The 19,801-nt window shown below is 65.9% G+C and carries 18 protein-coding genes; 12 read left to right on the top strand and 6 right to left on the bottom strand.

Going from position 1 to position 19,801, the window contains the following annotated elements:
* Nucleotides 1-99: 99 nt before the first annotated feature.
* Both J2851_RS20260 and J2851_RS20255 read right to left on the bottom strand, forming a co-directional pair.
* Nucleotides 100-714: a D-glycero-alpha-D-manno-heptose-1,7-bisphosphate 7-phosphatase gene (locus tag J2851_RS20260; RefSeq protein ID WP_209768463.1), complete on the bottom strand. Its 615-nt coding sequence runs from the start codon at nucleotides 712-714 to the stop codon at nucleotides 100-102.
* Complete coding sequence (locus J2851_RS20255; protein ID WP_209768462.1) at nucleotides 705-1,604, bottom strand: NAD-dependent epimerase/dehydratase family protein; 900 nt, start codon at nucleotides 1,602-1,604, stop codon at nucleotides 705-707. Before J2851_RS20255 ends, J2851_RS20260 begins: the two co-directional genes overlap by 10 nt.
* Nucleotides 1,605-1,815: 211 nt before the next feature.
* Between J2851_RS20255 and J2851_RS20250 the strand changes: the two genes are divergently transcribed.
* The 11 genes from J2851_RS20250 to J2851_RS20200 all read left to right on the top strand — a co-directional run bounded on the left by J2851_RS20250 (nucleotide 1,816) and on the right by J2851_RS20200 (nucleotide 14,075).
* A complete protein-coding gene (locus J2851_RS20250; protein ID WP_209768461.1) occupies nucleotides 1,816-2,943 on the top strand; it encodes an SGNH/GDSL hydrolase family protein in 1,128 nt (375 codons plus the stop codon).
* Nucleotides 2,944-3,036: 93 nt separating this feature from the next.
* Nucleotides 3,037-3,846, top strand: coding sequence for a tetratricopeptide repeat protein (locus J2851_RS20245; protein WP_209768460.1), 810 nt, complete (start codon nucleotides 3,037-3,039; stop codon nucleotides 3,844-3,846).
* Nucleotides 3,847-3,861: 15 nt separating this feature from the next.
* Nucleotides 3,862-5,256 carry a fasciclin domain-containing protein gene (locus J2851_RS20240; protein WP_209768459.1) on the top strand — a complete coding sequence of 465 codons (1,395 nt, stop codon included), beginning with the start codon at nucleotides 3,862-3,864 and terminating at the stop codon, nucleotides 5,254-5,256.
* Between the two features lie 157 nt (nucleotides 5,257-5,413).
* Complete coding sequence (locus J2851_RS20235; RefSeq protein WP_209768457.1) at nucleotides 5,414-6,565, top strand: FAD-dependent oxidoreductase; 1,152 nt, start codon at nucleotides 5,414-5,416, stop codon at nucleotides 6,563-6,565.
* A gap of 167 nt (nucleotides 6,566-6,732) precedes the next feature.
* Nucleotides 6,733-7,455 (top strand): transaldolase, encoded by a 723-nt coding sequence (locus tag J2851_RS20230; RefSeq protein ID WP_209768455.1) that lies wholly within the window; start codon nucleotides 6,733-6,735, stop codon nucleotides 7,453-7,455.
* Nucleotides 7,456-7,550: 95 nt separating this feature from the next.
* On the top strand, nucleotides 7,551-8,552 hold the full coding sequence (locus tag J2851_RS20225; RefSeq protein WP_209768454.1) for an NAD-dependent epimerase/dehydratase family protein: 1,002 nt from the start codon (nucleotides 7,551-7,553) through the stop codon (nucleotides 8,550-8,552).
* A complete protein-coding gene (locus J2851_RS20220; protein WP_209768452.1) occupies nucleotides 8,549-9,565 on the top strand; it encodes a GDP-mannose 4,6-dehydratase in 1,017 nt (338 codons plus the stop codon). The genes J2851_RS20225 and J2851_RS20220 overlap by 4 nt, the downstream gene beginning before the upstream one ends.
* Entirely contained in the window at nucleotides 9,558-11,102 is a 1,545-nt protein-coding gene (locus J2851_RS20215; RefSeq protein ID WP_209768450.1) for a PfkB family carbohydrate kinase, read from the top strand. Before J2851_RS20220 ends, J2851_RS20215 begins: the two co-directional genes overlap by 8 nt.
* A gap of 21 nt (nucleotides 11,103-11,123) precedes the next feature.
* Nucleotides 11,124-12,059 (top strand): Gfo/Idh/MocA family protein, encoded by a 936-nt coding sequence (locus tag J2851_RS20210; protein ID WP_209768448.1) that lies wholly within the window; start codon nucleotides 11,124-11,126, stop codon nucleotides 12,057-12,059.
* Nucleotides 12,056-13,177 carry a radical SAM protein gene (locus J2851_RS20205; protein WP_209768446.1) on the top strand — a complete coding sequence of 374 codons (1,122 nt, stop codon included), beginning with the start codon at nucleotides 12,056-12,058 and terminating at the stop codon, nucleotides 13,175-13,177. The genes J2851_RS20210 and J2851_RS20205 overlap by 4 nt, the downstream gene beginning before the upstream one ends.
* A gap of 49 nt (nucleotides 13,178-13,226) precedes the next feature.
* Entirely contained in the window at nucleotides 13,227-14,075 is an 849-nt protein-coding gene (locus J2851_RS20200) for a hypothetical protein (protein WP_209768444.1), read from the top strand.
* Between the two features lie 4 nt (nucleotides 14,076-14,079).
* On the opposite strand, the gene J2851_RS20195 is transcribed toward J2851_RS20200, so the two are convergent.
* From J2851_RS20195 to J2851_RS20180, 4 genes are read right to left on the bottom strand one after another with little or no spacing between them, the layout of a single operon-like run.
* Nucleotides 14,080-15,174, bottom strand: coding sequence for an NAD-dependent epimerase/dehydratase family protein (locus tag J2851_RS20195; RefSeq protein WP_209768442.1), 1,095 nt, complete (start codon nucleotides 15,172-15,174; stop codon nucleotides 14,080-14,082).
* Between the two features lie 11 nt (nucleotides 15,175-15,185).
* Nucleotides 15,186-16,268, bottom strand: coding sequence for an NAD-dependent epimerase/dehydratase family protein (locus tag J2851_RS20190; RefSeq protein WP_209768440.1), 1,083 nt, complete (start codon nucleotides 16,266-16,268; stop codon nucleotides 15,186-15,188).
* A gap of 60 nt (nucleotides 16,269-16,328) precedes the next feature.
* A complete protein-coding gene (locus J2851_RS20185) occupies nucleotides 16,329-18,164 on the bottom strand; it encodes a carbamoyltransferase family protein (protein ID WP_209768438.1) in 1,836 nt (611 codons plus the stop codon).
* A 17-nt stretch (nucleotides 18,165-18,181) separates the two neighbouring features.
* The gene (locus J2851_RS20180) at nucleotides 18,182-18,358 is read right to left on the bottom strand and encodes a hypothetical protein (protein ID WP_209768436.1); all 177 of its coding nucleotides are present in this window, start codon (nucleotides 18,356-18,358) and stop codon (nucleotides 18,182-18,184) included.
* Nucleotides 18,359-18,575: 217 nt separating this feature from the next.
* Between J2851_RS20180 and J2851_RS20175 the strand changes: the two genes are divergently transcribed.
* Nucleotides 18,576-19,778 (top strand): class I SAM-dependent methyltransferase, encoded by a 1,203-nt coding sequence (locus J2851_RS20175; protein ID WP_209768435.1) that lies wholly within the window; start codon nucleotides 18,576-18,578, stop codon nucleotides 19,776-19,778.
* Nucleotides 19,779-19,801: the final 23 nt, after the last annotated feature.

Here is a 19,801-nt window from a genome sequence, read left to right as displayed (position 1 = left end):
CGGCTTGGCTCCGGCGCCGATCATACACGATCCGGGAGGAAATCCCGTCGGCATCCTGGAGCGATCGTGTGAGTCGCAATCGTCTGGGTTGTTCCGCCCTCACGCGGCCAGAATGATCGCGGCGGCGGCGTTCAGACTGGCGGCGCAATGGTCGGGAGCGGGCTCGTCCGCCCCCGGCGGCGCATGGCCGGGGGACGTGACGAGGATGGTGCGCACGCCGGCGGCGCGGCCACACTGGATGTCGCTGGCGCGGTCCCCCACCATCCAGGACCGTCCCATGTCGATGCCGTGGCGGTCACGGGCGCGGAGCAGGTAGTAGGGGCTTGGCTTGCGGCAGACGCAGGGGCCGGACAGCCCGGGCGTCCGTCCGTTCGGGTGGTGGTAGCAGTAGAAGGCATCGGTCAGCCGGATGCCGGCCCTGGCGAGCTCGGCGACCAGGCGGCGGTGGATGGCGGCCATGTCCTCCGGGGACGCTTTGCCGAGGGCATGGTTCGGCTGGTTGGAGACGAGCACGAGTCCGAAGCCGGCCGCCTGGAGCGCGGCCAGGGCGTCCAGCGCACCCGGGAGCAGGGTGAACCGGTCGACGGTGCGTGGTGCCTCCCATTTTCCGGAACAGTCATAGAAGACGTTCGCGTTGATCGTTCCGTCGCGATCGAGGAAAACGGCCGGGCGCAGGGCGCCGCCGCCGGGCGCGCCGGTCTCCGTCAGCCGCATCTGCCGGCTCCCTGGGTGCTTCCGGCGGCATTCTCACGGGCAAAGCGGGCAAGCATCGCCTCGATGGGCATGGGCGCGTAGCCGTAGCGCTGCGTGGCCCGGGCGCTCGACACGGTGAAGCTCGACCCCGCATGGGCGCGCACCGCGATGGGGGAGCGGCTGCCCAGTCCCTCGACCACGGCGCGGGCGGCCCCCTCGATGGAGGTCATCCCCGCGGCGGCCAGCGTGACGGCATCCGCGCCCGTCCAGTCGCCGTCCAGCAGGGTGCCGACGAAACGGGCGACATCGTCCACATGAGCCGCGTTGTTGAACGGCGCCTCGGGCTGGAAAAGGGTGATCTCGTCCCCCCTCCGGGCGGTCTCCATCACCCGGCTCAGCCAGTTCCGCCGCGAACCGGGACCGATCACGCCGGGCAGGCGCAACGCCATCGAGCGGAGGCGGTCGGCCCGGTCGGCCACCAGACGCTCGCCCAGCAGCTTGGTCAAACCGTAAGGCTCCGGATCGAGGATCGGCGTCGTCTCGTCGACCTGCGGCCCGGTGATCCGCCCGTAGACCGAGAGACTCGAAAAATAGATGAAGGTGTGCGCGCCCATGGAAACCGCCCGCTCGACGAGCCGCTGCGTCGCCAGGACGTTGCTGCGGACAAGGCCGGACACGTCGACGCCGGGGTCGGGAAGCTGCGCCGCCGCATGAACGACGGCCTGGGCTTCCGTCGGCAGCGGAAGGTCGTCGGCGCACAGGTCTCCGACAAGCGTGGTCAACCGTTCCCCTCCGGCCGGGAGCCGGCCAAGTCCGCTCCGCCCGGCCACGGCGGTCACGTCGTGGCCGAGTTCCAGCAACTTGGCGACCACGCGGCTGCCGCAGACGCCGCCGGCTCCCGTCACCAGCACACGCACCATTCCCTCCGAGAAATTCCCCAGAAATTCCATGCATCGCGATGGATATACGTCATCATATCATCCGGGAATGCCGGCGCTCAACGGACGCTTGCAATTTTAACCAGCCGTTCACCGGACCGCGCCAGAGTGGCACGTCTGCCGATTCCGGCGGTGATGCTCTCATGCCGATGGCAGGCGATCGTGCGACCGCCGGGATGCCGCCATGACGTTCGACTGGGATCCGACAAGCACCACTCTTCTTGGGCTCATCCTCCTGGCCTTCGTGCTGGCGTGCGAGGCTGCGGTCCGGCTGGCCTGCGGCGTGCCGTTGGGCCTGCTCAGGAACTTCATCCGCGACCACCGCACGCTGATGGAGAGCAGCACCCTCCTGCGTTACGACCCGCTGCTCGGCTGGTCCCTGGCCGAGCCCACCGCGGCCGAGCGGGCGACGATGCCCAATCTCATCGGTGCCCATGGCATCCGCGCCTCGTCTCCCGACCGTCTGGGCGTCGTCGAAGGCGGAATTCTGGCGGTCGGCGATTCCTTCACCTTCGGGTCCGACGTCCTGGACCATGAAAGCTGGCCGGCGCAACTGGAACAGGCGTTGGGCGAGCCGGTGATCAACGCGGCCTGCGGCGGCTGGGCCGCCGATCAGGCGGTGCTCCGGGCGGAAGCGCTTGTTCCTGTCTTCAAGCCGAAAACCGTCATCGTTTCCTGTTCCGTGGAATCGGTCCGGGACACCGGGGCAGCCACCTACGCCGGCGTGCCGAAGCCGTATTTCCTGGTGGAAGAGGGGCGGCTGGTCCATCACAACAACCCGGTGCCGCCGACATCGGCGGAGGCCGGCGAACTGGGCGCGCTGCGGGCGGTGCTCGGCCATTCCTACCTGGTCGTCCGGCTGATGCAGCGGCTGGGCGTCGCCGGATGGAGCGGCCCCGCCAAGGAGACCCGGCGCACCGACAGCGATCCGGTGGAGGTGACCCGGCTTCTGCTGCGCCGGTTGCGCCGGCTGGGAGAACGCCACGGCTTCCGGACGGTCTTCGTCATGCAGTACGGCGCCTTCCACATCGTGGGCCGGCATGAGAAGCCTTACAGCTGGGTGACGCGCTTTCTCGACGCGCTGCGCGCCGATGGCATCGAGTTCGTCGATACTTGGCCCCTGGTGCACGGGACCTACAAGCAGGGCATGGTTCCCTTCATCAAGCTCTTCCAGTTCCATGACGGCGAGTTCGGTCACATGTCCATCGAAGGGAACCGGGTGGTTGCCGATATGATCGCCGATCATTTGCGGCGCCAGGACGCGGCGCCAGCCCGGGCGATGGGTAGCGATGCATCCCCGATCCCGGCGTAAGAGTTCCGGGTTTCTGCGGATGGGGGCCTGTGCTAAGAACGCAACCGGCGTTTCGGAACGCAGGACCGAACAGCTTTTCCGATCGGAGTTCCAATGCCAGTAGACCAGCCGTCGGTGACAGACAGCGTCTCGTCGGTTCCGGACGATCCTGCAGGCTTCGTCGAGGCGTACCGCCGTTTCGCCATGGCCTTTGCCGAGACCGTCCACCAGGAGACCGGCGATGTCCTGGGGGCCTTGAACGGGCAGTACTTTCTCAATCGGATCATCGTCTTCAATCGCTTCTTCCGACGCACCGCCGCCCATTTCCTGCTGGCGCAGGGGGTCGACTACCATCGGATGGCCATTCTCCAGACGGCGTCGCGGGACTTCGGGCGCATGGTCGGCCTTGACCCGCGGGCCCTCGCCATCGAGCCGTTCTTCGATCTCCAAGGACCCGCCGAGACTCCGGCCGCGCGGGCCGAGGCCTATTACCGCTCGGCGCTCAACCTGGCCCCCGGGCTGGGCCAAGCGCATTTCAACCTCGCGCGTCTGCTGGACGCGCGCGGCGATGGCGCGGCCGCCGATCATTACGAGCAAGCCGCCAAGTTCAACGCCCGCTTCCATCCGCACGCCCACCTCCGCCTCGCCTTCATTCGGGAGGCGGCCGGGCAGACCGGTGCCGCGCTCGACCACTACCGCGCGGCCCTGGCCGAAGGCACGCATTTCGGCGAACTGCACGCGCGCGTCGCCCGGTTCCTATGGGCGCACGGCACCGTCGAGGAGGCGCTGGAGCAGTTTGACCGTGCCGCTGAACCCGTGCATTACTACGCGCCGGAGTTCATCGTGGACACGCCGAGCCAGACCGATCTGGATGTCGCCGGGGCCTTCCGCTCCATGTTCGCCCCAGCCGCTTCCGCCTCTTGACGCCGGTGCTTCGCGATGCGCTTCGATTTCGTGATCTCTGTCTGGGGCGCTTGGCACATCGGCATGATGAACCGTGCGATGCTGCCGACCCTGATGTCGCCTGGGAACCTGCCGGCGGCCTGCGCTGCCCATGACATCCGGATCCGGATCTTCACCCGGCCTTCGGACGTCGGCGTGATCGATGCCCTGCCCTGGATCGGGCGGCTCAAGGCGCTGCTGCCGGTGGACATCGTCATCGCCGCCGACAACGATGCGCCTGCATCGGCCGACCATCTTGCGTGGTGGGAACGAAGCAGCGCGGATGCCGCGGCCCGCCATGCCGTGGCCGCGAACATTCCCCCCGACGTGATCTGGGCGGACGGCGCCATCACCAACCTCTGCGCCATCTTCGGCACGGGCAAGCGGGCGGTGCTCAGCCCGCCCAGCCTCCGGGTGATCAGCGAAACCTGTGTTGCCGAACTGGAGGAGCGTGGCGGCGGGGCCGTTCTGGATTCGGCGGAACTCATGGCCCTGGCGTTTCGCCATTGGCACCCCCTGTCCGGGGCCGCCGCGGCGGGGGCGCCGCACGGCCGTCCGGCGATCGAGCATCTTTGGGCGGTGGCCGGCCAGGGGCTGCTGGTCCGGCAATCCGCGCGCGAGGTTCTGGCTTACGATCCCCGGCGTTGCGCGCTGACCGATAAGTTTCTTCTGGCGGACGCCGCGACGCTGGAGGATGTCCACGTCGTCCGCGACGCCGCCGACATCGCTTTTCTCAGCCTTGCACCGCTGGCCAAGGACTTCGCGGCTTTCGTGATCGAGGAGCCGACGACGGTGTTGGAACTCGCCAAGTGGGCGGCGCATCCGCACAACCTGTTTGCTGCGGCTCCCTGGTTGCAACGGGTCACCACCCGTCTGGCCTTGCCCGGCGCGGAGGCCGGCTCCGAGGATTGGCGGGAGGCCCGTCGCGCCGCGGCGGCAACCTTCGACGCGGTGACGCGCACTTGGATGCTGCACCGGGTCTGGTCGGCGCTGGAGACGCTCGGCTGCCGCAGGGCGAAGCAAGTGCTGGCCCTGGCCCTCCACACCCTCGCCCCTTCGGACATCCTGCGCCGTCCCCGCGGCGCCTGCACCGTTCTGGTGCCCACCGACGCTGCCTTGGCCGCGATCGTTGGGGAGGATTTGCGGTCGGCGCTGCGCTCGGGAGGCGAAGCCCGGCTCGGTTCCTGGCTGCGCGCCCATGTCGTGGCCGGCCGCCATGATCTCGCGGACGCCGCGCCGACCCGTCTCGCCACGCTGGACGGCGTGCCGCTGGCGGTCGAGCGCCGGACGGACGGACGGCTTCAGGTGGCCGAAGGCGGCATCCTCGGCGCTCCGATCGACGTGGACGGCACCCTGCTTTACCCTATGGAGGGATTGCTGCGGCCCTTCTGATGGGGTCGGGAAATGGTTCCTTCCATCATTTCCAACAGTGAAGCCCGGCGGATGCGGTTTCCAGGCGACCGTCCGCATCGCAACCGTCCGCATCGCCCAGGCGGGCGGACGGGAGCGGAATGGAACAAAGCCTTTCATGTCTTGAACGGAATTTGCCATGAAGAAAGCTCTAGTGATCGGCGGCGGCTTCGCCGGTTGTGCCGCCACGCACCAACTGATGGCGGCGGGCGGATGGTCGGTCACCCTGGTCGAGGCCGGCCCCTATCTCGGAGCCGGTGTCCGCACCTTCTGGTTCGGCGGCCACCCCTACACATTCGGGCCGCGTCACTTCCTCACCCAGAACGAGGCCGTGTTCCGCTACCTGGACGCCCTGGTGCCCCTGCGGCGGTGCAACGAGCACGAGTTCCTGACCTATGTGGAGCGGGACAATGCGTTCTACAGTTTCCCGATCCACATGGACGACATCGAGCGCATGCCCGATCGCGACTTCATCCATCAGGAACTGGCGCAGGTCAAAGGCGTGGCCAACGCCAAGAATCTGGAGGAATACTGGATCGGCTCCGTGGGCCGCACCCTCTACGAGAAATACATCGAGAACTATAACAAGAAGATGTGGCTGGTCGACGACAACCGGCTGATCGACACCTTCAACTGGTCGCCGAAGGGCGTGGCGATCAAGGAGGGGCCGCGGGCTGCCTGGGACACGGCGATTTCCGCCTATCCCCACGCGCCGGACGGCTACAACGCCTATTTCGACATCGCCACGGCCGGCGCCACCGTCCTGCTCGACACCAAGATCGATTCCTACGACATTCCCAACAAGTCTGTGGTCCTGAAGGGCGAGAAGCTGCACTTCGACCTTATCGTCAGCACGATCTCCCCGGATCTTTTGTTTGAGCAGTGTTATGGGGAACTGGGTTTCATCGGGCGCGATCTTCATAAGATCGTTCTTCCGACCGAACACGTGTTCCCCGACGACGTCTATTTCCTCTACTACGCGAATGACGAGAAATTCACGCGCCTCGTCGAATACAAGAAGTTCACGCGACACCAGTCGCCGACCACGCTGATCGGCATGGAAATCCCATCCTTCAACGGTCGTCACTATCCGTTGCCGTACATGTCCGAAATCGAGAGGGCGCGGAAGTATTACGAGCTGATGCCGGAGGGGGTCTATTCCATCGGGCGCGCCGGCAGCTACCGCTATGGCCTGGACATCGACGATTGCATCGAGCAGGCCATGCAGATGGCCCAGCAGGTCAAGGAAGGCGGTCGCGACTACCCCGTTCCCATGGAAAAGTGGCGCTGATGCGGAAGCGGCCTCGTGCCGCTTCCCCTCTGTCTGGCGGCCGAGGGCCCCGGTTGCAAGGAGCGCCTGATTAAGCAACGCTTAATGATGGCGGCGCTAGCTTGGCGCCTCGGTTTCAAGAAATGCTCCGGCTTCGTTTTGCATGGTTGGATGGGGAGAGGCTTTGCATGATTGAATTATACCAGGACGGCGCGGAGCTTGAGGCCATGAAGCGGGCCTACGCCTCTGGCAACGTGCAGGGCTTCACAACCAATCCGACGCTCATGCGCAAGGCCGGCATCACCGATTACGCCGCGTTCGCGCGCGCCGCCATCGCAGCAATTCCCGATTTGCCGATTTCCTTCGAAGTGTTTTCCGATGACTTCCCCACCATGGAGCGCGAGGCGCGCATCATCCGGAGCTGGGGCGGCAACACCTATGTCAAAATCCCCATCACCAACACGCGCGGCGAATCGGCCATTCCCTTGATCGCGCGTCTTTCGGCCGAAGGGTTCTCGCTCAATGTGACGGCGATTCTTACGCTTGATCAGGTGGAGGCCGTGGCGGCCGCGGTGAACCCGCAGGCTTCGACCATCGTGTCCGTCTTCGCCGGGCGCATCGCCGACACTGGATGCGACCCGGTTCCGGTGATGACCCGGGCCGCCGAAATCCTGAAGCCCCTGCCCAATGCCAAGCTGCTGTGGGCGAGCCCGCGCGAGGTGCTCAACGTCCTTCAGGCGCAGGACTGCGGTTGCCACATCATCACCGCGACTCCCGACATCCTGGCCAAGATGTCCCTGTTCGGGAAGGACCTGACGCAATTCTCGCTGGAGACGGTGCGGATGTTTTACGAGGATGCCCGCAAGGCGGGATACAACCTCGTCGAACAGGACGTTCTTACGGTCGCATGACCGTCCCGCATGTCGGCGCTGACCTGCAAGCATTTACAATTCGGCAACGGGTACGGCAGAGGATGACGCCGTAGGGGTTGTATGAGGGGGAAATCATGCTCAAGAACGTCCTGATCACCGGCGGTGCCGGTTATGTCGGCAATGTGCTGGTGCCGCGTCTGCTGGCGGCGGGCTACAACGTCCTCGTCTACGACATCTTCTACTTTGGGCAAGGCATCCTGCCGGCACACCCCAACCTTCGAATCGTCGAAGGCGATGTGCGGGACACCGCAAAGCTGGCCGGGTGCATGACGGGCATCGACGCCGTCCTGCATTTGGCCTGCATCGCCAACGACCCCAGCTTCGATCTCGATCCTGCGCTCAGCAAGTCGATCAATTTCGATTGCTTCGAACCCATGGTCGTCGCGGCCAAGGCCGCGGGCGTGCGGCGCTTCGTCTATTGTTCGTCCAGTTCGGTCTACGGCGTCAGCGAGCAGCCCAACGTCACCGAGGAGCATCCCCTCGTCCCGCTGACCGACTACAACAAATACAAGGGCATGTGCGAGCCGTTGCTGTTCCGGCATCAGGCTCCCGGCTTCACCTGCGTGACCATCCGGCCCGCCACGGTGTGCGGATACAGCCCGCGCACCCGGCTGGACCTTTCGGTGAATATCTTGACCAACCACGCGGTCAACAACGGCAAGATCACGGTGTTCGGCGGCGAGCAGATGCGCCCCAACCTGCACATCCAGGACATGGTCACGGCCTACGAAACCCTGTTGGAGGCGCCCGACGAAAAGATCGCCGGCGAGATCTTCAACTGCGGTTACCAGAACCTGAAAATCCGTGAAATCGCCGAAATCGCCAAGCAGGTGGTCGAGACGGAGTTCCCGGACCGTGCGCCGATCACCATCGTGACGACTCCGAGCGACGACCTGCGCTCCTACCACATCAACTCCGATAAGATCACACGGGTTCTGGGCTACCGTCCGCGCCACACCGTCGAGGACGCGGTGCGCGACCTTTGCCAGGCGTTCAAGGCCGGCAAGCTGCCCGACAGCCTGACCGACGACCGCTATTTCAACGTCCGCACGATGAAGGCTCAGCAAGTCGCATGACGAAACCGATCGCCATCGTCACCGGCGGCGCCGGCTTCATCGGCAGCCACATGGTCGACCTGCTGGTGCAGCGCGGCTTCGGCGTTCGGGTGATCGACAATCTTGTCGGCGGCCATGAGCGCAATCTCGCCCACCACGCCAGCAATCCGGACGTCGTTCTGGAGCGGCGCGATATCCGGTCCTTCCAGCCGGACGATGCCCTGTTCCGGGGAAGCCGCTACGTCTTCCACTTCGCGGGGATCGGCGACATCGTTCCCTCGATCGACCGGCCGGTGGAGTATATGTCCACCAACGTCATGGGCACGGTGCACATGCTGGAGTGCGCGCGTGCCGCCGGAGTCGGGAAGTTCGTCTACGCGGCTTCGTCGTCCTGCTACGGGCTTGCCGAAACCCCGACCCGCGAAGACCATCCGATCGCGCCCCAGTATCCATACGCCCTGAGCAAATTCCAGGGCGAGCAGGCGGCGTTCCATTGGCACAAGGTGTACCGTCTGCCGGTCAACAGCATCCGGATCTTCAACGCCTACGGCACGCGGTCGCGCACGACCGGGGCATACGGCGCGGTGTTCGGCGTGTTCCTGCGGCAGAAGCTGGCGGGCAAGCCGTACACGGTCGTCGGCGACGGCCGCCAGACCCGCGACTTCATCTACGCCAGCGACGTTGCGGCGGCGTTCCTCGCCGCCGCCGAGACGGAGCGCGAGGGCCGGATCTACAATGTGGGCGCCGGCCGGCCGCAATCGGTCAACCGGCTCGTCGAACTGCTCGGCGGCGAGGTGACCTACATCCCCAAGCGGCCGGGAGAACCCGACTGCACCTGGGCCGACACCACCCGGATCACCACGGAACTCGGTTGGCAGCCCAAGGTGCCGTTCGAGGAGGGCGTGGCGACGATCGTCGCATCGATCGATGACTGGCGCACCGCGCCGCTGTGGACTCCGGAAAGCATCGCCGACGCCACCAGAACCTGGTTCGCGATGCTGTCGGACGAACCCCGGAGGGATTCCGATGCCTGAAGCGACCTACCGCCGCAAGATCAAGACGGTCGAGGAACTGTGCGCCATCATCGGCGCCCGTCCCCGCGAGAAGAAGGTGATCATGTGCCACGGCACCTTCGACGTGGTGCATCCCGGCCATGTTCGGCACCTGATGTATGCGCGGGGCAAGGGCGACATCCTGATCGCCAGCCTGACCTGCGACGACCACATCGCCAAAGCCAATTTCCGGCCCTACGTTCCGGAAGAGCTGCGCGCGATGAACCTGGCCGCCCTTGAGCCGGTCGACTACGTGATCATCGACCGCGACCCGACTCCCCTGCGCAACCTGGAGCGCATCCAGCCGGACTATTTCGCGAAGGGCTACGAATACGTCGACGGCGGTCTGCATCCGCGGACCCGCGAGGAGTTGAAGGTTCTGGAGAGCTATGGCGGGGAGTTGATCTTCACGCCCGGCGACATCGTCTATTCCTCGTCGGCGCTCATCGAGATGGCGCCTCCCAGCATCGCCGTGGACAAGCTCATCAGCGTCATGGAGGCGGAGGGGCTGGGGTTCGACGACCTGCGGCGGGCCCTGGACGCGCTGTCCGGCGTCCGGGTGCATGTGGTCGGCGACACCATCGTGGATTCGCACACGCACACGACGCTCATCGGCGGCAACACCAAGACGCCGACCTTCAGCGTGCGGCACGAACGTCGGATCGACTTCACCGGCGGCGCCGCCGTGGTGGCCAAGCACCTGCGCGCGGCCGGCGCCGACGTCACCTTCTCCACCGTGCTGGGTGACGATTCCCTCAAGGACTTCGTCCTGGACGATCTCGCCAAGGCCGGTGTGCGCTGCAAGGCGATCATCGACCCCACGCGGCCGACCACGAACAAGAACGCCTTCATTGCCGGCGGCTATCGCCTTCTCAAGGTCGACACGCTGGACAACCGGGCCATCTCCGAAAAAATCCTGAACCAGCTTCTGGCGCAGATGGCCGAAACGCCGGTCGACGCGGTGGTCTTCAGCGATTTCCGCCACGGCATCTTCAACCGGCACACCATTCCCAGCCTGATCAAGGGGCTGCCGGCGGGCGTCTATCGCGTCGCCGACAGCCAGGTCGCCAGCCGTTGGGGCAACATCCTTGATTTCAAGGGTTTCGACCTGATCACGCCGAACGAGCGTGAAGCCCGCTTCGCCCTGGGCGACCAGGATCTGACCGTCCGCCTGCTTGCCTACGAGCTGTTCCAGCGGTCGGAGAGCCGGACGCTGATGCTCAAGCTCGGCGACCGTGGGGTCATCACCTACCGCACCCGGCCGCAGGTGGATGACGTCCGTTCCTTCTTTGCCGTCGATTCCCATGCCGACACCGTCGTCGATGCCGTCGGCGCCGGCGATGCCCTGCTCGCCTATGCCACCCTGGCCATGATCACCACCCGCAACGAGGTCGTCGCCACGGTGTTGGGCGCCCTGGCGGCAGCGGTGGAGTGCGAGCATGACGGCAACATCCCGGTCGGACCGGAACAGGTGATGGAGAAGCTTGCCAAGCTCGAACGGCAGGCGGCCTATTCCTGAACCTGAGGAGGGAGGGCGAAAATGCGCACGATTGTCGTCGGCCTCGGCATCCAGGGGCGCAAGCGCCGGGCCGTTGCCGGTACGGACGTGGTGGCCACCGTCGATCCGGTGGCCCCGGCCGACTTCCGCAGGGTCGAGGAGGTGCCGCCGGAGTCCTACGATGCGGCTCTGGTGTGCACGCCCGATGCTCCCAAGATGGAGATCCTCCGGTACCTGCTGGAGCATGGCAAGCACGTCCTTGTCGAAAAGCCGCTGACCGCCGACGAGGGTGAACTGCAGGCCTTGGCGGACCTGGCGGTGGCGCGCCGGACCAGCTGCTACACGGCGTACAACCACCGCTTCGAGCCGCATTTCGTGCGCATGAAGGAGGTGCTCGACTCCGGTGTTCTCGGCCGGATTTTCCACGTGCGCCTGTTCTATGGGAACGGGACGGTGCGCGACGTGTACAATTCCGTGTGGCGGGACGAAGGTGCCGGGGTTCTGCCCGATCTGGGCTCGCATCTGCTCGACACCCTGCTGTTCTGGTTCGGCGAGCGCATCGGGGCCGCCGGCGAGGACGGGTTTCGGGTCATCGCCGCCGACCGTTTCGAGAACCGCTCCTTCGACCACATCGTCCTGGCCCGCAATGGCGATTTGCCCATTCAGGTCGAAATGTCGCTGGTGAGCTGGCGCAACCATTTCGTCGCCGACGTCTTCGCCGAGAAAGGCAGCGCCCACATCGAATCGCTGTGCAAGTGGGGGCCCAGCTCCTTCACGATGCGCCGGCGCGTTCTGCCCAGCGGCCGTCCGCCCGAGGAGACGGTCACGCTGGTGCAGCCCGATCCGACCTGGGCGATCGAGTACGAGCATTTCAAGGAACTGTGCGCCGAAGGTCGCCACAACATCGAGACGGACATCTGGCTCAACAGCGTCCTCGGCCGCCTGGGCCGCGACGCTCTGGAGGCTTTCCCACCGTGACCGGCACCCCGCTTCAACCGACAGCCGGCAATGGTCCGGGCAGCCTTCCCACGCCCCAGCCCTCGATGGGGCTGGCCGCATACCGGCGCGAGCTGGAGCTGGCTTTGGCCCACGATCCGCGTCGCCGGGAAAATTATGAGAAATACCAGCGCGCTCGCCGCGGCGAGGTCGACCTCGACTACCTGCCGATCAAGCTGGACATCGAGAACGTCAGCCGCTGCAACTTCCGCTGCGTGATGTGCCAGGTCAGCGACTGGCCGAAGGGCCGGCGCGCCGCCGACCTCCCGCTCGACGCCTTCAAGCGACTTGTCGACGAGCAGTACGGGCTGGTCGAAATCAAGCTTCAGGGCATGGGCGAGCCGCTGCTGCAGCGCGACGACTATTTCGAGATGATCCGCCACGCGCGGCGCTCGCACATATGGGTGCGGACGACGACCAACGCCTCGCTGCTGCACCTGCACGACAATTACCGCCGGCTGATCGACGCCGACCCGAACGAGGTGCAGATCTCCATCGACGGGGCCACCAAGGAGGTTTTCGAAGGGATACGCCGCGGCTCGGTGTTCGAACGCGTCGTGGAGAATTGCCGCCTGATCAACGCGTACTGCGACCAGATCGGGGTGTCGCGGACCAAGATGTGGGTGGTCGTGCAGGCGGGCAACGTCCACCAGCTCGACGCCTTCGTCGATTTGGCGGCGACGATGGGGTTCAAGGATTTGGCCCTGTCCTTGACGCTGACCGACTGGGGACAGGCCGAGTGGGGCCGGCGCAACGCCGAGATCGGGGTCGATGGGCGTGTGGACACCCAGACCTGCTTCCGGCTGCTGGAACGGGGGCGGGCGCTCGGCATCACCGTGTCGTTCTGGACCGTCACCAGCAAGTACAGCACGCGGTCCCGCGAGACCCTGTGCCCCTGGCCGTTCGAGCGCGCCTATGTCTCCTCGGACCAGCGCGTCGTCCCGTGCTGCACCATCGCCACGCCCGAAGTGCTCGATCTGGGAGATGCGGACGACTTCACGGGAACCTGGACCGGCGAAAGTTACCGCCGGTTCCGCGCCGCCCATCTCGACGGCAACATTCCGCAAGCCTGTCAGGGGTGCTACCAGAAGGACCCCTGATGCGGACATCGTCGGCACGGTCCTTCGACTTGGGAAACGGAGGTGTTCCATGGTCTACGATCTTCGGAAGTTACGCGCGCATGCCGACGAGCGATTCAGCCAGACGTTTTGCACCCCGTTTCCCGCGCCGCATCTGTATCTTCATAATGTCTTCCCGTATGATTATTACAATTTGCTGATTGAAAACTGGCCAAGCGAACATTTTGCGCCGATAGGCAGCGACAAATGCCTTGGCATGTATTTCAAGCCATTTGTGCCCCTGGCGGCCGACGCGACCGGCCAGATTGCCCGCTTGCCGGACGGGCAGCGGGAATTCTGGGGTTTCTTCCGGGACTTCGTGCAGTCGTACCTTTACCCCTGGGTGTTCCTTCGCCTGGGTGACGCGGTCACGGACAGTGCCCGCCAATACAGCCGCGAGCCGAAGAGCGAGCACGTCTTCTCCATGTCCGACTTCGAGGTGGTGGAGGACGAACTGGTGGCGCGCCGGAGCCCGCACCATCTTGCCCCGCACATCGACAATCTTCTGGGGCTGATCACCATACTGATCTACATGCCTTCCGACGCCGACCACCAGCATCTCGGCACCCGTCTTTATGCCCAACAGGGTGCCGGCCGTCCGAAGATGCCATCCGAGCTGCCCACTCCCTACAGAGCCCAATACGCCTCGGCGCTTGGGATTTCCTGTGTCGAAGCCAAGCGCATTCCCTTCGCCCCCAACACGCTGGTCGCCTTTGTCAACGCTCCCAACGCATGGCATGGGCAATATCTGGACGAGGATTACGAGCGGCGCGGCTATCAGTGCTTCCTGGGCGCACGGAAGGATCTGTTGGGCGAGATTTTCGATCCGGAATCGACCCGCCTTCTGATCGACAACCTTCCGGGCGACGGGGCCTGCTGATCCGTCAGGCGGAACCCGCATCGCAAACGCCGCGGCCCCACCGTTCGGCCATTTCCCCGTGCATTTCGGTCAGGATGCGGTCGATGCCGTAGGTCAGCGACCAGTCCGGGTAATGGGCCTGGAAGCGGCGGGTGTCGCTGATCCACCAGATGTGATCGCCGACGCGGTTGGTCTCGCTGTAGGTCCAGGACATCTCCCGTCCGGTGAGCCGCCCGGCGAGCGCAATGGCTTCCAGCATCGAACAGTTGGCGGCCCGGCCACCGCCCATGTTGTAGACTTCACCCGCCCGCGGCGCCTGGAAGAAATGCCAGAAGGCGTTGACCAGGTCGAAGGAATGGATGTTGTCGCGCACCTGCTTGCCCTTGTAGCCGAACACGGTGTAGGGCGTGCCGGTGACGGCGCATTTCATGAGATAGGCGAGAAAGCCGTGGAGCTGGGCGCCGGAATGGCCGGGCCCGGTCAGGCAGCCGCCGCGGAAACAGGCGGTGCGCAGGCCGAAGTAGCGCCCGTATTCCTGCACCATCGCGTCGGCCGACAGCTTCGAAACGCCGAACAGGGAATGGAGCGTCCGGTCCACGCTCATCGTCTCGTCGATGCCGTGCGCATGGAAGGGATGGTCGGGCGCCAGTTCCCAGCGCGTGCCGGTCTCGACCAGCGGCAGCCGGTTCGGGGCATCCCCGTAGACCTTGTTGGTCGAAGTGAAGATGAAGGGGGCATCGGGCGCATGGGCCCGCGTCGCTTCCAGCAGGTTCAGGGTGCCGTTGGCGTTGACGGCGAAGTCGGTGAAGGGGTCGCGCACCGCCCAGTCGTGGGATGGCTGGGCGGCGGTGTGGATGACCAGTGCCACGGCCTTTCCGTAGCGGGCGAACAGGCCGTCCATGGCGTCCCGGTCGCGGATGTCGGCCGCGACGTGGCGGTAGGAGTTCTTCCAGCGCCGCTCCAGCCGCTCGCGGCTCCACGCCGTCGAGGCATCGTCGCCGAAGAAATGACGGCGCATGTCGTTGTCGACGCCGACCACATCGAACCCCTTCTCCGCGAAGAAACCGACGGCTTCGGCGCCGATCAGGCCGGCCGATCCGGTCACGATGACGACGGACATGGGGACACTCCTTACCCTGCCAGGATGGATTCCAGCGTGGCACGTTCAGTGCCGAGCCAGTCGAAGACTTCGTCGAGAATGACGTCCACCGAACGCTGCGGCCGCCACCCGGTGGCCGCGCTGACGGCGGTGTTGTCGGTGACGTACCAGGGAATGTCGGCGGGCCGTGTTTCGGGGTCGCGTTCCATCACAAGACGCCGTCCGGTCCGACGTGCGCAATGCTCGGTCAGCTCGGCCAGCGAGACGCTGGTCTCCAGGCCGCCGCCGACGTTGTAGACGCAGCCGCTGTGGCGATCCAACTCGGCCAGTTGCCGTGTCAGGAGGTCATAGAGGTCGGCGACATGCAGGATGTCGCGCACCTGGATGCCTTCGCCGCCGAACCCGCTGTAGCCGAGGCCACCACCGTAGAGGTGGCGTGCCGCCCACAAGACCACGAACCCCTGGTCGACCCGGCCCATCTGCCAGGGACCGGTCAGCACGCCGCAGCGGTTCACCACGGTGCGCAGGCCGTACATGGCCCGGTACTCTTCGATGAGAAGTTCGGAAGCGAGCTTGGTCGCGCCGTAGATGGACCGGTTGCCGGTCAGAGGAAAATCGGTGGTGATGCCCTGGGCCGACCAGCCCGAACCGGCCTCGCCGGTTGATACGGCCAAGCGGTCGCCGCGACGCTGCAACGGCAGGGCGCGGAGGCCGGCGATGGGATAGATGCGGCTGGTCGACAGGAAGACCACGTCGGCCCCGTGCCGGCGCGCCGCTTCCAGGCAATGGACCGTGCCCATCAGGTTGGTGTTGATGACATAGGCCGGGCTGCCGCCGTAGCCGGCGTGCACCGACGGCTCGGCCGAGCAGTCGATCAGCAGGTCGAAAGGGCCGACCTCCGCCAGATCCTCGGGATTGCGCACGTCGCCGTGCCGGAAGGTCACGCCTCCCGCCCTGAGGCGGTCCAGTGCCAGTTCCCCACCGCGCCGGCGCAGGTTGTCAAACGCGATCACGCGGCTGTGCGGCCGGTCGCGCTTCAGCCGAAGGCACAGGCTGGATCCGACGAACCCGGCGCCGCCGGCGACCAGGATGGTGGAATGAGGGATTTCAGCCATGTCGGGGAGCCATGTCAGGAGAGGTCCGTACAGCGGTGCGAAAGGCCTTTCCAAGCCGGATCAATCCAGCTCGAACTGGTCCTTCGTGCTGTGCTTCAGCGAGGAGTCCTGGTCGCCCTTGGCAAGATAGAGATTGCCGAGAACGAGCGCCTCGATGTCGGTGCCCATGAAGCACCGGAAGGCATCCTCCGGCGTGCAGACGATCGGCTCGCCACGCACGTTGAAGCTTGTGTTGACCAGCACGGGGCAGCCCGTCCGCTCCTTGAAGCGGCGCAGGAGCTCATGATAGCGCGGGTTGGTGCCGGCGTGGACGGTCTGCACGCGCGCCGAATAATCAACGTGGGTCACCGCCGGGATGTCGGAACGCACCACGTTCAGCTTGTCGATGCCGAACAGGGCCTGCTCGTCGGCGGTCATGGCCCGCCGATGCTCCGGCCGGACGTTGGCGACCAGCAGCATATAGGGGCTGTCCACATCCAGCTCGAACCACGCCGCCGTATCCTCGCGCAGCACCGAGGGGGCGAAGGGCCGGAAGCTCTCCCGGTACTTTACCTTGAGGTTGAGCAGCTTCTGCATCGTCGGGGAGCGGGGGTCACCGATGATCGAGCGGGCGCCGAGCGCACGCGGACCGAACTCCATGCGCCCCTGGAACCAGCCGAGGGCCTTGCCGGCGGTCAGGTCGTCCACGGCGCGGGCGAGCAGGGCTTCGTCGTCCAGCCGCACGAATCGGGCCCCGACCGCCGACAGGCGGGTCATCGCATCCTCGTCGGAGAAGGCCGGCCCAAGGTAAGCCCCGGACATGGCATCGCCGTCTTCCTCCGGACGGCGCGGCAGGCCGTGGAGCATGTGGCTGGCGGCCAACGCCGCGCCGAGCGCCCCGCCGGCATCACCGGCGGCCGGCTGGATCCACAGGCGCTTGAAGCGTCCGTCGCGCAGCACCTTGCCGTTCGCCACGCAGTTGAGGGCGACGCCGCCGGCGAGGCAGAGATTCTCCATCCCGGTCTCCGCCGCCGCTGTGCGGGTCAGGCGCAGCACGACTTCCTCGGTGACCGCCTGGACGGATGCGGCGAGATCCATGTGGCGTTGCGTCAGAGGCTCCTCAGGCCGTCGCCGCGGCCCTCCGAACAGCGTGTCGAACCGATCGTTCGTCATCCGCAGGCCGGCACAGTAGTCAAAGTAGCTTTGATCCAGCCAGAAGGAGCCGTCCGGCTTGACGTCGATCAGATGGTCGAGAATTGCCGATGCGTAGCGCGGCTCGCCATAGGGGGCCAGCCCCATGACCTTGTATTCGCCCGAGTTCACCTTGAAGCCGAGATAATAGGTGAAGGCCGAATAAAGCAGGCCCAGGGAATGGGGAAAGCGGATTTCCTTCAGCAGGGTGATGTCGTTGCCGCGCCCGATGCCAAGCGACGTCGTCGTCCATTCCCCGACCCCGTCCAGGGTCAGGATCGCCGCCTCCGCGAAGGGAGACGGGAAAAAGGCCGATGCCGCGTGGCTAAGATGGTGCTCGGTGAACAGCAGGTCGCGCTTCCAGTCCCGCCCCGGGGCCAGACGCGCCAATTCCCGGCACACGGTTCGGCGCTGGAACAGCTTGTCGCCGAGCCACGCCGGAGCGGCCTCGCTGAAGGAGCGCAGGCCCCGCGGCGCGACGCCGAGGTAGGTGGCGGCGAGCCGCCCGAACTTCAGCAGCGGCTTGTCGTAAAAGACCACGCGATCGACCTGCGCAAGCCCGATTCCCGCCTCCGCCAGGCAATAATCGATGGCTTGGCGGGGAAAGCGCTGGTCGTGCTTGATGCGCGAGAACCGTTCTTCCTGCGCCGCGGCGACGATGCGGCCGTCATCGACCAGAGCGGCGGCGCTGTCGTGATAATAGGCCGAGATGCCGAGAATGCGCATGGAGCCGGTCCGGTCGTTCAATGAAGCCGTGCCATCGTGTCGGCGGCCGTGCGGGAGGAAGATCGGTCGATCCAGTAGGTTGCGGCCGCCGGTGCGCGCTTCAGACGCAACGGATCCCACCCCAGGAGCCTGGCAATCAGGGCGGCCGTCAGCACCACGGTGACGAACAGAACACCCGTCCACAGGCGGTTCAAGAGACTCTTCAATCGTCCTGTCCGTACAAGAGGCGTTGATGCGGTAGCTAAAATATTTTCTCCATTATCTTTTCTTCATTCTTAATGAGATGTGAATTCCCGTTTGCCGGGTGGGCGATTTCCGAGTGGCCCGGCTGCCGAGTGGATGGTGCGTTGAGGCGAAAGGCCGTATCATACCCCCATGCTTGAGCAATGCCCCGTCTGCACATCCTCGCGGATGCACCCCGTCCATCGCGCCCAGGTCCCTCTCCGCACCGTCAGGCGGCTGGAACCGGCCGACGTCCAGCCCGAGGTCCAGCCCGACTCATCGACGGGCCGATCCGGCGACCGCTTCATCGACCTCAGCCTTGTCGCCTGCACGGCGTGCGGCCACCTGTTCAACGCCGGGTTCGACGATGCCCTGGCCGACGCATTGTATGGGGACGGACCGCTCACCAACGTCCCCGTGCACCCTTCGATGATCGGCCGCCTGCAGGATCTCATCGGCTGGTTGGGATTGGAGGAGGCGGGCGGCGACGTCGTCGAGGTCGGCTGTGGAGCCGGCCATCTCGCCCGCATCCTGGCGCCGCGGTCGCGCATGGTGACGGTGTACGAGCCCAACCGCTCGCTTCGGCCGGACATGCTGCCCGAAGCGAACATCACGCTGGTGCAGGCCCCCCTGCCGCCCGAAGGCCGCCCCGGAACGGCGGATTTCGTGATCTGCCGGCAGGTGCTGGAGCATGTGTCCTCTCCCTATGCCTTGATGCGCGCCATCCGGGCCACCCTGCGCGACGGCGGCTCGGCTTATCTCGAAGTGCCCAACGGCGCCTGGGTCGAGCGGACCGCCGCGTTCATGGACATCCATCTTCAGCATGTGCAGTACTTCTCGCTCGAAGGCTTCTGCCATCTGGCGGCGCGTGCCGGCCTGCGCCCGGTGAAGCATCAGTGGATCAAGGACGGGCACGACTTCGGCGTTCTGTTCACCACGGACGAACCGCGGGAGTCCCCGGTGGGCCGGCCGGAAGCGGGAATAGCCGGGCCGGAACTCGGCCAACGCTTTCAGGACCGGATCGCGGCGGCCCGCAACCGGCTCGCCGCCATCGGCGGCGCCGTTGCCGTCTATGGCGCGACCGCGCAGGCGCAGGCCTTCGTCAACGCCGTCGCCGGGTGCCGTCGCTTCTGCGTCGCCCTCGACGACACGCCGGGCCTTGCCGGCTTCGCCCTGTTCGACCCCTTTCACCGCATTCCCATCGCCCTGCCGTCCGCCGAAGCGCTCGATGGCGTGGAGGCGGTGGTCATCACCGCCTATCTGCACGACGAGGTGATCGCCCGCGGACTGCGCTCCCGTGGTTTTGCGGGGACGATCCTGTCGACACGCACCGTTCCGGTGCCCGACAACGACATCGGCCTGGACTGGCTGTACGCCGCCGAACGGGTTTGAGACGCGGGGACTGTTCCTTGACG

This window comes from Azospirillum rugosum, from assembly GCF_017876155.1.
In the GTDB taxonomy this organism is placed as follows: domain Bacteria; phylum Pseudomonadota; class Alphaproteobacteria; order Azospirillales; family Azospirillaceae; genus Azospirillum; species Azospirillum rugosum.
This window is presented reverse-complemented; position numbering and strand designations above follow the sequence as displayed.